The sequence below is a fragment of the Caballeronia sp. ATUFL_F2_KS9A genome (genome assembly GCF_023630765.1).
Classification (GTDB): domain Bacteria; phylum Pseudomonadota; class Gammaproteobacteria; order Burkholderiales; family Burkholderiaceae; genus Caballeronia; species Caballeronia zhejiangensis.
This window is the reverse complement of sequence record NZ_JALQEK010000052.1, coordinates 35,729-50,265: the sequence shown is the minus strand read 5'-3', so window position 1 is coordinate 50,265 and position 14,537 is coordinate 35,729. Positions and strand designations below refer to the sequence as shown.

The 14,537-nt window shown below is 62.4% G+C and carries 12 protein-coding genes; 8 read left to right on the top strand and 4 right to left on the bottom strand.

Translation table 11 applies throughout. The features are described from left to right. Nucleotides 1-124: 124 nt before the first annotated feature. The 4 genes from NCS67_RS29115 to oxlT all read right to left on the bottom strand — a co-directional run bounded on the left by NCS67_RS29115 (nucleotide 125) and on the right by oxlT (nucleotide 5,323). Nucleotides 125-556: a PAS domain-containing protein gene (locus NCS67_RS29115; protein ID WP_008346492.1), complete on the bottom strand. Its 432-nt coding sequence runs from the start codon at nucleotides 554-556 to the stop codon at nucleotides 125-127. A 98-nt stretch (nucleotides 557-654) separates the two neighbouring features. Further along, complete coding sequence (gene frc / locus NCS67_RS29110; RefSeq protein ID WP_008346490.1) at nucleotides 655-1,908, bottom strand: formyl-CoA transferase; 1,254 nt, start codon at nucleotides 1,906-1,908, stop codon at nucleotides 655-657. 27 nt (nucleotides 1,909-1,935) lie between these two features. Continuing rightward, nucleotides 1,936-3,678 carry an oxalyl-CoA decarboxylase gene (gene oxc / locus NCS67_RS29105; protein WP_175980183.1) on the bottom strand — a complete coding sequence of 581 codons (1,743 nt, stop codon included), beginning with the start codon at nucleotides 3,676-3,678 and terminating at the stop codon, nucleotides 1,936-1,938. A gap of 292 nt (nucleotides 3,679-3,970) precedes the next feature. Continuing rightward, a complete protein-coding gene (gene oxlT / locus NCS67_RS29100) occupies nucleotides 3,971-5,323 on the bottom strand; it encodes an oxalate/formate MFS antiporter (RefSeq protein ID WP_250437635.1) in 1,353 nt (450 codons plus the stop codon). A gap of 593 nt (nucleotides 5,324-5,916) precedes the next feature. Here oxlT and NCS67_RS29095 point away from each other — a divergent pair. From NCS67_RS29095 to NCS67_RS29060, 8 genes are all read left to right on the top strand, one after another. Continuing rightward, entirely contained in the window at nucleotides 5,917-7,011 is a 1,095-nt protein-coding gene (locus NCS67_RS29095) for a transglutaminase-like domain-containing protein (protein WP_250437634.1), read from the top strand. Between the two features lie 162 nt (nucleotides 7,012-7,173). Continuing rightward, a complete protein-coding gene (locus NCS67_RS29090) occupies nucleotides 7,174-7,632 on the top strand; it encodes a PRC-barrel domain-containing protein (protein WP_008346482.1) in 459 nt (152 codons plus the stop codon). An 84-nt stretch (nucleotides 7,633-7,716) separates the two neighbouring features. Next, nucleotides 7,717-8,205 (top strand): hypothetical protein, encoded by a 489-nt coding sequence (locus NCS67_RS29085; RefSeq protein ID WP_008346481.1) that lies wholly within the window; start codon nucleotides 7,717-7,719, stop codon nucleotides 8,203-8,205. 68 nt (nucleotides 8,206-8,273) lie between these two features. Next, the gene (locus NCS67_RS29080) at nucleotides 8,274-9,938 is read left to right on the top strand and encodes an alpha-amylase family protein (RefSeq protein ID WP_250437633.1); all 1,665 of its coding nucleotides are present in this window, start codon (nucleotides 8,274-8,276) and stop codon (nucleotides 9,936-9,938) included. 210 nt (nucleotides 9,939-10,148) lie between these two features. After that, entirely contained in the window at nucleotides 10,149-10,943 is a 795-nt protein-coding gene (locus NCS67_RS29075) for a TetR/AcrR family transcriptional regulator (protein ID WP_404989944.1), read from the top strand. A gap of 411 nt (nucleotides 10,944-11,354) precedes the next feature. Next, entirely contained in the window at nucleotides 11,355-12,500 is a 1,146-nt protein-coding gene (locus NCS67_RS29070) for an acyl-CoA dehydrogenase family protein (protein WP_250437632.1), read from the top strand. Continuing rightward, on the top strand, nucleotides 12,497-13,276 hold the full coding sequence (locus NCS67_RS29065) for a 3-ketoacyl-ACP reductase (RefSeq protein ID WP_008346475.1): 780 nt from the start codon (nucleotides 12,497-12,499) through the stop codon (nucleotides 13,274-13,276). Before NCS67_RS29070 ends, NCS67_RS29065 begins: the two co-directional genes overlap by 4 nt. Before the next feature lie 6 nt (nucleotides 13,277-13,282). Beyond that, a complete protein-coding gene (locus tag NCS67_RS29060; RefSeq protein ID WP_250437631.1) occupies nucleotides 13,283-14,452 on the top strand; it encodes a dihydrodipicolinate synthase family protein in 1,170 nt (389 codons plus the stop codon). Nucleotides 14,453-14,537: the final 85 nt, after the last annotated feature.

Genomic DNA, 14,537 nt, shown 5'->3' with positions numbered 1-14,537 from the left:
TCGAGCGAAGCGGCCGGTGGGATGGGTGGCCGCTTCGTCCTTGAGCTGCGTTCATGCGCCTTTTGTTGCGCGGACGCGAGCCGTTATCTCTATGGTGCTTTTTATACTTTGAATCGCTGAATCATCAGGCGTCGACTTTCGCCTCCAGTTCGGCGATACGCTTGCGGAGCGCACGCTCTTCCTGAAACCGCGCCGTTTCATCGCGGATGATCGCGACGATACCGGTCAGCTCGCCTTGCGGCGAATGCAGCAGCGCGACGGTGAACGCTATCGACATCGCGCGTCCGGCCTTATCGACGGCGGGAACCTTGAGCAGATCGTGCCCATAGCGCGTCTCGCCGGTCGCCATCGTCTTGTGATAGCCGTCCCAATGACGACCGCGCAGGCGCTCCGGAATGATCAGATCGAGCGACTGCCCCAAAGCTTCGCTCTGGGTGAAGCCGAACATGCGTTGCGCCGCCGGATTCCATAGCGTAATCGCGCCGCTCGCATCCGAAACGATCACGGCATCGCCGATCGCATTGACGAGTTGTTCGTAGTCGATCGTGGGGGTCATTGTGTCGTCCATGCTTGGGTATCGATCGAGACTGATTTCTGAAGGGCCGCTGCCGTCTTGGGCTTTCGTGGACGGCAGCGGTTACCTTTTCAAGCGCGTCAGACAGCTCGCGCTTCCTTCATTTGCGCTACCTGCTCCTTGCTATAGCCGAGTTCGAGCAGCACTTCTTCGGTATGTTCGCCGAGCAGCGGCGAGCCCGTGATCTCCGGCTTCAGGTCCGAGAACTTGATCGGGCTGCCGACCGTGAGATATTTGCCGCGCACCTTGTGATCGACCTCGACGATGGAACCGCTCGCACGCAACGACGGATCGTTAGCGAGTTCCTTCATCGTCAGCACCGGCGCGCACGGAATATCGAACTTGCGCAGGATATCGACCGCTTCGAACTTGGTCTTGTCGGCGAGCCATTCTTCGATCTTGCCGAAGATATCGAAAATATGCGGCTGGCGCGCTTCGGCCGTCATGTAGTCCGGGTCCTCGATCCATTGTTCCTTGCCGATTGCGCGGCAGATCGGCGCCCATGCGTGCCCCTGAATCGTGAAGTAGATGTAGGCGTTCGGATCGGTTTCCCAGCCCTTGCACTTGAGCACCCAGCCCGGCTGACCGCCGCCGCCCGCATTGCCGCCGCGCGGCACGACGTCGCTGAACGTGCCGTGCGGATACTGCGGATATTCCTCGAGATAGCCGACGCGATCGAGACGCTGCTGATCGCGCAGCTTCACGCGGCACAGATTGAGCACGCTGTCCTGCATCGACACGGCGACTTTCTGTCCCTTGCCCGTTTGCTGGCGGCCGATGATCGCCGTGAGAATGCCGATCGCGAGGTGCATGCCGGTGTTGCTGTCGCCGAGCGCCGCCGCGCTGATGGTCGGCGGGCCGTCCCAGAAGCCCGTCGTCGATGCCGCGCCGCCCGCGCATTGCGCGACGTTTTCGTAGACCTTCAGATCGTCGTAGTGATGGCCGTCGCTGAAGCCCTTGACGGACGCCACGATCATCTTCGGATTCAGCTTGCTGATGTTCTCCCAGGAGAAGCCCATCCGGTCCAGCGCACCCGGCCCGAAATTCTCGACCAGCACGTCCGATTCCTTGATGAGCTTCGTGAGCACTTCCTTGCCTTCGGGCTGCTTCGTATCGAGCGTCAACGAGCGCTTGTTGCTGTTGAGCATGGTGAAGTACAGCGCATCCGCATCCGGAATGTCGCGCAGCTGGTTACGCGTGACGTCGCCGGAACCGGGACGCTCGACCTTGATGACATCGGCGCCGAACCAGGCCAGCATCTGCGTGCATGCGGGACCCGCCTGAACGTGCGTGAAGTCGATGATCTTGATGCCTTCGAGTGGTTTCTTGCTCACGAATTTCTCCTGGGTGGCTAGTCTTGGTTACTTTTTCGATGCCGCGCTTTGCGGGTTCAGATTCGTCAGGCGACCGCTCTCCGTGCCGGCCGTTTCGTCGATCACTGCGTTGATGAGCGTCGGCTTGCCCGACTTGATCGCTTCTTCGAGCGCATGCGTGAGCTCTTCGGGCGTCGTCGCGTTGTAGCCGATGCCGCCGAATGCCTCGATCATCTTGTCGTAGCGTGCGTTCTTCACGAACACGGTCGGCGCGACGTCCTTGCCGCCGGTCGGATTCACATCGGTGCCGCGATACACGCCGTTGTTGTTGAACACGATGGTGCAGACGGGCAAGTCGTATCGGCAGATGGTTTCGAGTTCCATGCCGCTGAAGCCGAACGCGCTATCGCCTTCGATCGCGACGACCTGCTTGCCGCTCGTCACCGCGGCGCCGATCGAGAAGCCCATGCCGATGCCCATGATTCCCCACGTTCCGGAATCGAAGCGCTTGCGCGGCTCGTACATGTCGATGATGCTGCGCGCATAGTCGAGCGTATTCGCGCCTTCGTTGACGACATTGATGTCCGGGCGCGTCTTCAACACGTCGCGAATGGCGCGCAGCGCGCTGTGGAAGTTCATCGGCGACGGATTCTTCGCGAGCGTCGCGGCCATCTTCTCCAGGTTCTTGTTCTTGCGCTCGTTGATCGCGCCCGTCCATTCGACGGACGGCTTCGGGAAATCAGCGCCGATGCCCTCGACGAGCGCCGCCACGCACGAGCCGATGTCGCCGATCAGCGGTGCGGCGATCGCGACATTGCTGTCGATTTCGGTCGGCGAGATATCGATCTGCACGAACTTCTTCGGCGCCGAGCCCCACGTCTTGCCCTTGCCATGCGCGAGCAGCCAGTTCAGACGCGCGCCGATCAGCACGACGCAGTCCGCTTCCTGCAGCACGAACGACCGCGCAGCCGACGCCGATTGCGCATGCGTGTCCGGCAGCAGGCCCTTGGCCATCGACATCGGCAGATACGGGATGCCGCTCTTCTCCACCAGTTCGCGAATCTGCGCGTCGGCCTGCGCATACGCTGCGCCCTTGCCCAGCAGGATCAGCGGACGCTTCGCACCCTTGATGACGTCGAGCGCGCGCTTCACCGAATCCGGCGACGGCAACTGACGCGGCGCGGCATCGACCACCTTGATGAGCGATTGCTGGCCCTTGAGCGCGTCCATCGTCTGCGACAGCAGCTTGGCGGGCAGATCGAGATACACGCCGCCCGGACGGCCCGACACGGCCGCGCGGATCGCACGCGCGATGCCGATGCCGATGTCCTCCGCATGCAGCACGCGATAGGCGGCCTTCGCATACGGCTTCGCCGCGTTCAGCTGATCCATCTCTTCGTAATCGCCCTGCTGCAGATCGACGATTTCACGCTCGCTCGAACCGCTGATCAGGATCATCGGGAAGCAATTGGTGGTCGCGTTGGCGAGCGCCGTGAGTCCGTTCAGGAAGCCCGGTGCCGACACCGTCAGGCAGATGCCCGGCTTCTGCGTCATGTAGCCCGCGATCGCGGCTGCGTTGCCCGCATGCTGCTCATGGCGAAAGCCGATGAAACGCATGCCTTCGGCCTGAGCGAGTCGCGCGAGGTCGGTGATGGGAATCCCGACGAGGCCGAAGATCGTATCGATGTCGTTCAGCTTCAACGCGTCGATGACGAGATGGAAACCGTCGGTCAATTGCGGCGCCTGAACTTCGGCGGCTTCCTGTGTTCTTGCCTCGAGTACGTCTGCCATTTGTCTCCCCCAGAGGGCCGGTTATGTTGGTGATATACTAGATACTAGATACTAGATACAGAATTTGTCAAAGCTTAGTTTGCTGTTCAGGATCGGGATGAACCCTTAGATGAGATGTTTCGGTGTCAAGGCGCTGACGATCATCAGATCAGGCGCGGCACCGCTAAAGAAAGAAAGGCCGCGGACATCTGTCACGCGGCCTTTCTTTTTTCAAATCGAATGCGCAGCTCTTGCGGATGACGCGCGACAGCGTGCGCTTGAAACGCGTCGCTTCGGTATCAGCAGGCGGGATTCATCGCGTCGACGACTTGCTCGGCGCGTCCGTCCAGTCGGTCTGGAAGGGCAAGTCGATATAGGACTGCGGCGAAGCCTGCGTGACCGTGTTCTCTATCCATCGGCGACGCATTGGCGCGAGTACGAACTTCGCGCACACGCCCGCCGCGATCGACGTGATCGCGGTAGCGATGAACACGGCGTTCCATGAACCGAGCGACGCGAGCACCGACGCGAGCGGCACCATCATCGAAGCCGTGCCCTTGGCCGTGTATAGCGTTCCTGCATTGGCGGCGGCGTACTTGCTGCCGAAGGTGTCCGCGCAGGTCGCCGGGAAGATCGAGAATATCTCGCCCCAACACAGGAAGGTCAGCGCCGCGAACAGCATGAACATGTAGGGGTTCTGCCCGAACTGCATCAACCCCAGCAGCGCGACGCCTTCGCCCAGGAAGATGATGAACATGGTGTTCTCGCGACCGATCTTGTCCGAGATGAAACCGCATAGCGGGCGCGTGAAGCCGTTGCACAGATTGTCGATGGACAAGGTCATCGCGAGCAGCGGCAAGGTCGCGCCGAACAGACTCACTGGCAAACTTGCGAAGCCGTATTCCTTGGCGATCGGCCCGAATTGCGCAGTGGCGATCACACCGCCCGCCGCCACCGCGACGAACATCGCATAGAGCACCCAGAAGATGGGCGCTCGCACCATCTGTCCGGTCGTGTAGTCGATCTTGGTCGCCACGATGCGCTTGGCCGGCACGATGCCTTTCGGCGGATTCGGCCGCACGAGCAACAGCGCCAGCACGAATATGACGGCGCCTTGCAGAATGCCGAAGAACATGAACGCACGCTCGTAGCCTGAGCTCTGGATCATGTTCGAGATCGGAATCACCGTGACAGCCGCGCCCGCGCCGAAGCCAGCAGCGGTCAGGCCCGCCGCGAGACCGCGCTTGTCCGGGAACCACTTGAGCGCCGTGCCGACGCATGTACCGTACACGCAGCCGGCACCGATGCCCGCAACGACTGCGGCGATGTACAAATGCATGAGCGTGGTGGCATGGGCGTCGATGATCCAGCCGATCGCAGCGAAGATCGCGCCGCCCATCACCACCGGGCGCGGTCCGAATTTATCGACGAGCCAGCCTTCGACAGGCACGAGCCACGTTTCGGTCACGATGAAGATCGTGAAGGCGGTTTGAATCGCCGCTTGCCCCCAATGGTGCTTTGCGTCCATCGGCATGACGAACAACGTCCACGCATACTGGAAATTGGCGACCAGCCCCATGCAGACGATGCCGATGACCAACTGCACCCACCTGTTCTGACGACGCCCGTGCGACTGCCCGGCCACCGTCGTATCTGCGCTCACCATGTCTGTCTCCGTTATGTGTCATTGCGCTCGTTCGGCGCTTGATGTCGTGCTGAAAAGCCGATGCGTCAGGTTTGTTTGCGAGACGGGCGTGCAGGGGGAAAGCCGATTGACGCGCGCGAGTGGCGCGTGTATTGAGGCAACGATTTCGCTCGACGGGCACGCGATCGAGGTGTGCCGTCGTTTCCTGCTACGTCCGCGCTTTCCTCCAAGTGGTATCGAGAGTGGACAGTGTGAGCATCGTGCGCGAGAAAAAATATAAGGGAAAGTTATTAAAAATTTCGGTTTGGATTAATTATCGTGAATGGATGACGGGGCCAGATTGGCCGCCACGTCTATGCGCGCGCGCCCGGAATGTCCGCGCGACGGCAACAGATATCGCGCGGCAGTTGGTCGGCGGGCATCACCGCGGACTTGCGGCATTCCCGTTCACGATCGCAATGTCTCGTCTAATCAACGATCTGGGGTGCCACTGAAAATTGGCACGTCGCATGCAATGTCGGTTCAAAGCCCGCGTTGCCATCGATACGAACAGCATGAGCGGCTTCCAGTCACCGGGCGCATTGGCGCGCGGTACGGTTGTCAGGAGTCCGCCCATGCCACTCGCCCGACTGCTTGTCTGCTTTCTCCAGTGCTCGCTGGCAGCCGCGCTGCTTTTGCCCGTCGTCGCGGGCGCAGCGAACGTAGCCGCATCCGGCGCGCATGTCGCGGTTCCTGACGATACGGCCACGCCTCACGCGCTCAAAGCCGGCATCGAGCGCCTGCGCACCGGCACATGGTGGGAAGCCAACCGCAAGATGCGCCCGGAACTCGCGCAGGTCGGCGACCTGATCTTTCTCTTGCCCCTTGCCGACAGCAAGCTCGAGCCCTCATCGGATGCGATCGGCCGCGTGCAGCGCCTGCGCGAAGCGCTGCGCATCCATCAGATGCGCGAACCCGCCGGATGGACTCGGCTCGTTGCGCAGGTCAAGGCCGCGCGCGCAAAGACCGGCGATCGCTCCGCCGCGCTGCTCGCCGACGCGCTCGTCAACGAGATCCGCTACCGCGACGGAACCGATGGCAGCTACTACGCGCCGGCGCGGTTCTTCATCGAAAGCGGCGTGTGCAAGGATTTCGCCGTCGCCAAATATCTGCTGCTGCGCGACGCGGGCTTCGACATCGCGCGCATGCGTCTCGTGTCGCTCGCGCCGCGCTACAGGAACACGCCGGACGACTGGCACGTCATCCTCGTCGTGCAGATCGACAACGCGAGCGAGCCGCTCACGCTCGATTCACCGGGCGCGGCATCCGCGAAGCGTGCAGACGATAAGGTTTCCGAAGCATCGGCCTGGACTGGTCCGTCGGCGCTGCTCTCCGCGATCCTCGCTGGTCGCAAGCCTGCCGAAGCAGTGCTGCGCGCGCCCGCAGGACCGCACGCCGCTCCGCTCAGCGAGTCGGGTCAGGCAGACCGCCCGCTTGCGACGGTCTTCAACGAGCTGGGCAGCCGGTCATTCGAACGCGATGCGCCGCGTGCGCGCAGGACATCGGCTGCCAAGGGAAGCGCGAGCGCGATCTACGTCGATGAAGCGGGTGATGCGTGGCAAGTCGACAGCTCCGGCACGTTCCCGAAGTGGCGCGTCGCCGCTGATCGCGCAGACGCGCCCATCAATCGAGGTCCGGCAGCAAGGCTCATTCGCGTGACGGCACGCTGACTGGAGCACTGACTGCAACGGTCCGTCCCGCGGCGAACTGAGAAGCATCCAGTCGCAAAACATCCGACGGTCGTACGAAAGCAAGTCTCCCAATATGCGGAACGTTCTTTGCGTCGATAACGACATGCCGATGTCGAACGTCGGCTCATTGGGAGACAAATCATGTCAGTCGATACAAGCCAGATGAACATTGTCGGGAAAGGCGCCGAGACCGCGGATGGTCCGGGCCCCGACGTCATGGCCGCGAGCACGCTGGATGGAAACAACGTACTGAGTTCCGATGGAGACGATGTCGGCAAGATCAAGGAGATCATGCTCGACGTCACATCCGGACGCATCGCGTATGCGGTCCTTTCGAGCGGCGGCTTCCTTGGGATCGGCGACAAGCTGCTCGCGATTCCATGGAGCGCCTTGACGCTGGATACCAACAACAAGTGCTTTCGGATTTCAGCGACCACGGAACAAGTGAAGAGCGCGCCCGGCTTCGACAAGGATGCGTGGCCATCGATGGCAGATCGCTCGTGGGCCGACTCGATTCACCGGTACTACAGCCGGCCGCCCTATTGGCAACGCTTCGAGCGGGACGACGCAACGTATCGCAACGTGCCCCCGGAACTCTGAAGCGAACTTCATTGATCGGCGATGCCGTTAGCCCGCCGCGTCGGGAGCAGTCATTCAAAAACAGATGTACAGGAGATATCGATCATGAAAAAGCTCATCGCTGTTATCGCGTCCACACTCCTCGCCACGACGGCGTTTCAGCACGCGGCAGTCGCCGCAGATGCCTCGGACGCGCAAAAGGCTCAAATGAAGGCAAACAGCGAAAAGATGGAGGAGCAGGCGACGGCGAACAAGAAGAAGGCCGAAGCTCGGAGCGATGCGGCCAAGGCACAGGCATCGGCGGACGAAGACAAGGCTTCCGCTCAGGCCGATGCCGACAAGAAGGCCGCCAAGGGCGCGAAGGCGACCACGGCTGCGGAGGCATCGGGCGCGCGAAACGACGCGGCCAACGCGCAGAGCAAGGCCAACAAGAAGATGCACGATGCCCAGGCGAAGGCCGACAGGAAGAAGCAGGACGCCGCCCACGATGCGAACGTAGCGCAGGCCAAGGCCGATGAAAACAAGGTCGAAGCCCAGAACGACGCGAACAAGAAAGCGGCCGAAGCGAAGGTCGATGCCGCGAAGAAGCAATAAGCATATGTAATAAGCAATGCAGGGGCGCACCGTCCCGGTTCGCCCTTCATCGACTTCACGCGATCGGTATGGTCAACGACCTCTGGTACAAGAACGCGATCATCTATTGCCTGTCCGTCGGCACGTTCATGGACGCGAACGGCGATGGCGTCGGCGACTTTCAGGGCTTGCTGCGGCGGCTCGACTATCTTCAGGGGCTCGGCATCACCACCATCTGGCTGATGCCGTTCCAGCCGTCGCCTGGCCGCGACAACGGCTATGACATCAGCGATTACTACAACGTCGATCCGCGATACGGCTCGCTCGGCGACTTCGCGGAGTTCACGCACGCGTGCCGTCAACGCGGGTTGCGCGTGATGATCGATCTCGTCGTGAATCACACGTCGGATCAGCATCCGTGGTTCCGTGAGGCGCGGCGCGATCCCGATTCGAAATATCGCGACTGGTACGTCTGGTCGAAGAAGCGGCCGGCCAACGCGAAGGACGGCGTGGTCTTCCCCGGCGTGCAAAAGACGACGTGGACTTACGACAAGGAAGCGGCCATGTGGTACTTCCACCGCTTCTACGAGTTTCAGCCCGACCTCGATACATCCAATCCGTTCGTGCAGGCGGAGTTGCTGAAGATCAGGGGCTTCTGGATTCAGCTCGGCGTTTCGGGCTTTCGCATGGATGCGGTGCCGTTCGTCATCGCCGCCAAGGGCGCACAGGTGAAGCGGCCCGTTGAGCAGTACGACATGCTGCGTATGTTTCGCGAGTTCCTGCAATGGCGTCAGGGCGACGCGATCATTCTCGCGGAGGCGAACGTGCTGCCCGACACCGACATGAAATACTTCGGCGACGCGGGCGAGCGATTGCAGATGATGTTCAACTTCCAGGTCAATCAGAACACGTTTCATGCGCTCGCGTGCGCCGACGCCACGCCTCTGAAGAACGCGCTCGACGCGACGAAATCGCGCGCCGCAACCGCGCAGTGGGGCGTATTCCTGCGAAACCACGATGAACTCGATCTTGGCCGTCTATCGCCCGCGCAGCGCGAAGCCGTGTTCGCGGCGTTCGCCCCGGAGCCGGACATGCAACTGTACAAGCGCGGCATTCGCCGTCGTCTTGCACCGATGCTCGACGGAGATCGTCATCGGCTCGAGCTTGCGTACAGTCTGATGCTGACGCTGCCGGGCACGCCCGTCGTGCGCTACGGCGATGAGATCGGCATGGGCGACGACCTGCGCCTGCCCGAGCGCGAAAGCGTGCGAACGCCGATGCAATGGTCGACGGAGCCGCATGCCGGTTTCACGAAGCACGCGCGTCCCGTTTGCCCGGTGATTTCTGGCGGACCCTACGGCTACGAACGTGTGAACGTCGCGAGCCAGCGCCGCGATCCGGACTCGCTGCTGAACTGGATGGAGAGAATGATCCGGATGCGCAAGGAAGTGCCCGAGATAAGCTGGGGCGACTTCGCGATTCTGAAGGCATCGCGCGACGACGTGCTTGCGCTGCGTTACGACTGGCGAAACAACTCGGTGGTCTGCCTGCATAACTTCAGCGCCGCGGCGTGCACCGTGAAGTTTCGGGTCGGCCTCGGCGCTGGAGAGAACGACGTGCTGGTCAATCTGTTATCCGACGATCATAGTCAGGGCGATGCGAAGGGACAGCATACGGTCGTGCTGGAGCCGTATGGCTATCGATGGTTCCGCGCAGGCGGTCTCGATTATCTTCTGAAGCGCAGCGAAGTTTGACGTTGGAGAGCGTGGCCGCATCGACGTGCGGCCGCGGGCGCGCCGTCGCCGCCACCGGCACGCCATGGCCTGAACGCTTGCGCGCGATGAATTCGCACTCCGCGTTCGCGTGATGCCTGCCGTCGATATACATCGCGGTGCGTATCGCCTCGCGCGCAAGCTTCAGGGCTGCTTTCGATTCACTCGTCGTCACCCTGTCTGCCTCATTCCATGCACTACCCGGTTACTCTCTTAAGACGAACGTTTTGGTTTATAGTCGTCGCCAGACCGCCGGCATTGGCCGGCTCCCGGACTTCTGTGCATGAGAACCCCATGACCATTGCGACCACGCCAGAAAAAGCGGCCGCGAAATCCGCCAAAGCCACGAAGGCTACCGCCACTCGCCAACCCAGACAGCGCGATCCCGAAGTCACACGCGCCCGCATTCTCGAAGCGGCGAAGAAGGAGTTCGCGAAACTCGGTCTCGATGGCGCTCGCGTCGAAGCCATTGCGGCCCGCGCGAAGTCCAACAAGCGGATGATCTATCACTACTTCGGCAGTAAGGAGAACCTGTTCCTCGAGGTGCTGGAGGATGTCTACGCCGACATCCGTTCCGCCGAGCAAAAACTCGATCTCGATCATCTGTCACCCGAGGATGCGATCGCCGCCCTCGTCACGCATACCTGGAACCACTACCTTCGTCATCCGGAATTCCTGAACCTCGTCAGCAACGAAAATCTTCACAAGGCTCGTCACGTGAAGAAGTCCGCGCGCTTCATGGAACTCCATCAGAACTTCACGTCGATGCTGCAGCGCATCCTCGATCGCGGCGTCGCATCGGGCGCATTTCGCAGCGGCATCGATCCGCGGCAACTGCACATCACGATGGCCGGCATCAGCTACTACTATCTGACCAACCGTTTTACGAGCGGGCTGATCTTCGACTTCGACTTCATGGAGAAGGAAGCGCTCGATGCGCGCCTCGCCTTCAACATCGACACGGTGCTGCGGACCATCCGCAAATAGCGAATGCGTTCGCGCCGCTTATGCGGCCGCGAGAAGCCGCTCACACGCCTGACCCTTCCCTCGTGAGCCAGGCGGCCTAGCCCGCTGCCCTTGCCATCACCGATGCCGAGCGCACGAACGATCGTCAGAGCGCGCGAGTGCCCGGTCGCCAAGGAAACGCGCCTCGGGTTGCGCGAGCACCGCGTCGGCGGCCTGCATCCACTTGCTCAAGTCATCCTCCGTTTTCATCGGCCGCGAAACACGTTGACAGCGGCGTTTCGTTGGTCTTAAATAACCCACCAGATGGTTACTTGCTGCGAATGCCGGCACACGAAACCACGTAATTCAAGGTCTTCTGCGAGGCGCTCGGGTTTATCTGAACGGGTCGGCCGAATGCAAATTGCGGGCCTTTTCATATCGATCGGAGACGGCATGAAACTCTCGGAAACACATCAACAGATTCGCGACACGACGCGCCGCTTCGCGCAGGAAGTCATCCGTCCGCTGGCGGAAGAACTCGACCGCGAAGAGCGCTTTCCGGCGGAGGTTTATCGGCAGATGGGCGAGCTCGGGCTTTTCGGCATCACGGTGCCGGAAGCATTCGGCGGCGCGGGTCTCGATGCCGCCGCGTACGCGCTCGTCATGGAAGAACTGTCGCGCGGCTATTCGTCGGTGGCGGATCAATGCGGCCTGCTCGAACTCGTCGGCACGTTGCTGAGCGTGCACGGCACCGAGGCGCAGCGCGCGCAGTACATGGAGCCGTTGTTGCGCGCGGCGCTGCGGCCCGCGTACTGCATCACCGAATCCGATGCGGGCACCGACGTCTCCGGCATTCGCACCACGGCCACGCGCACCGCCGACGGCTGGGAGCTGAACGGCGCGAAGCTGTGGATTCACAACGCGCCCGTCGCGGATGTCGCGTTCGTGCTCGCGCGCACGAATCCCGCCGCGGGCAAGCGCGGCATGAGCATCTTCATCGTCGATTGCGATCTCGAAGGCGTGTCGAAGGGACCGAAGGAACACAAGATGGGCCAGCGCGCGTCGCAAGTGGGCGAGCTGCATTTCGATCGCGTGAAGCTGCGTCACGATGCATTGCTCGGCGAAGAAGGACGCGGCTTTCACATCATGATGAGCGTGCTCGACAAGGGCCGTGTCGGCATCGCGGCGCTGGCGGTCGGCATCGCGCAGGCGGGGCTCGAAGCCGCGCTCGACTATGCGCAGACGCGCAAGCAGTTCGGCAGCCATATCGCCGAATTTCAGGGCGTGCAGTGGATGCTCGCCGACATGGCGAAAGACATTCAGGCCGCGCGCCTGCTCGTGCACGACGCGGCCGAGCGTCTCGATACGGGCGACCGCGCCAGCATCGCCTGTTCGATGGCGAAATGCTTCGCGGGCGACACCGCCGTCAAGCACAGCGCGAACGCGGTGCAGATATTCGGCGGCAGCGGCTACATTCGCGGCTATGAAGTGGAGCGGCTGTATCGCGACGCGAAGATCACGCAGATCTACGAAGGCACCAATCAGATTCAGCGCACGATCATCGCGCGCGATCTCGTCGCGAACGGAGCATCGCTGTGAGCGCGCGGCCCATTGCGCTCGTCACGGGCAGCCGGCGCGGCATCGGACGCGCGATCGCCATCGAACTCGGATGCGCGGGCTTCGATATCGCCCTCACCGATATCGCCGCATCCGATGAACTCGATCAGGCCGTGCGCGATGTCGAGGCAAGCGGCGCGCGCGCCATCGCCGTCATCAACGATCTCGCCGATATCGACAGCCATCGCCCGATGCTGCTCGATATCGAAGCGCGGCTCGAAAGCACGATCGACTGCCTCGTGAACAACGCGGGCGTCTCGGTCATGTCGCGCGGCGATCTGCTCGACGTCACGCCGGAAAGTTTCGACCGCTGCATGACGGTCAATACGCGCGGCACGTTCTTTCTCATGCAGACGTTCGCGAAGCACATGCTGGCTCGAACGCGCGCGAGCGTCGCGGCGCATCCGAGCGTCATCACGATCACGTCGTCGAATGCAGTCGCGGCGTCGCCGTTGCGCGGCGAATACTGCGTATCGAAGGCCGGGCTTTCGATGGCGAACACGTTGTTCGCGCTGCGGCTCGCGCCGCACGGCATCGGCGTGTATGAAGTGCAGCCGGGACTCATCGCGACCGAGATGACCGCGCCGTCGAAGGAACGCTACGACCAGCAAATGGAGCAAGGTCTCACCGCCATCAATCGCTGGGGCACGCCGCAGGAAGTGGCCGTCGCCGTGCGCACGCTCGCCACCGGCGGATTGCCCTACAGCGTTGGCCAGGCCATCCGTGTCGACGGCGGCCTGCTCGTCACCAAATACTGATCCGACATGAACTCGACCATCAGGCTCCCGACCGCATCCGGCACACTCGAGACATATCGTCTGCAAGGCGTGCCGCTCGACGTACGCACGCCCGCCGCGCCCTTCAACCGCATCGCGTATTCGGCGGCGCACGTCGTCGCGGATCCGTTGCGCGCGGTCGAACTGAACGGCACGCCCGCCATCGACTGGGCGCGCACGCTCGACTATCGGCGCTATCTGTTGCAGCAAGGCTTGGGTATCGCCGAAGCGATGGATACCGCGCAACGCGGCATGGGCTTGCCGTGGCCGAGCGCGCTCGAACTGATCACGCGCACGATCGCGGGCACGCGCGACATTCCCGGCGCGCGCATCGCGTCCGGTTGCGGCACGGATCATGTCGCGCCGCGCGATATCTCGACGTGCGATGAAGTCATCCGCGCCTACGGGCAGCAACTCGAAGCCGTGCAACGCGTGGGCGGCCGCGTCATTCTGATGGCGAGCCGCGCGCTCGCAAAAGTCGCGCGAACGCCGGACGATTACCGGCGCGTCTATCGGGAGGTGCTCGCGATGTGCGATCAGCCGGTGATCCTTCACTGGCTCGGCGAGATGTTCGATCCCGAGCTCGAAGGCTACTGGGGCGCGGACGATCATCGAGGCGCGGCGCGCGTGTGCCTCGACGTGATCGGCGAGAACGTCGGGAAGGTGGACGGCATCAAGATCTCGCTGCTCGACGACGCGAAGGAAATCGCGTTTCGCCGAAGCCTGCCGTCATCGGTGAAGATGTACACGGGCGATGACTTCAACTATCCGAGTCTCATCGCCGGCGACGAGCACGGCTTTTCGCACGCGCTGCTCGGCATTTTCGATGCGATCGCGCCAGCGGCGTCGCAGGCGCTCGCCGCACTCGCAAACGACGATCTCGACACCTTTCATGCGTTGCTGTCGCCGACCGTCCCGCTGTCGCGCCACATTTTTCGCGCACCGACGCAGTACTACAAGACGGGCGTGGTCTTTCTCGCGTATCTGAACGGCTTTCAGGATCACTTCTTCATGCCGGGCGGACATCACGGCATGCGCCCGCCCGCCTATCTCGCGGATGTGTTCCGGCTCGCGGATCAGGCGCGTCTGCTGCGCGATCCGGCGCTCGCGATCGAGCGCATGCGCAAGGTGCTCGCGCCGCTCGGCATCGAGGCATGAGCGCGCGAATCTGCTTTCGTTGACGCATTCACGGGCGCTGGCATACGTGAGCGCGCTCGGACGCCGCGGCCTGAGAATCGAACTC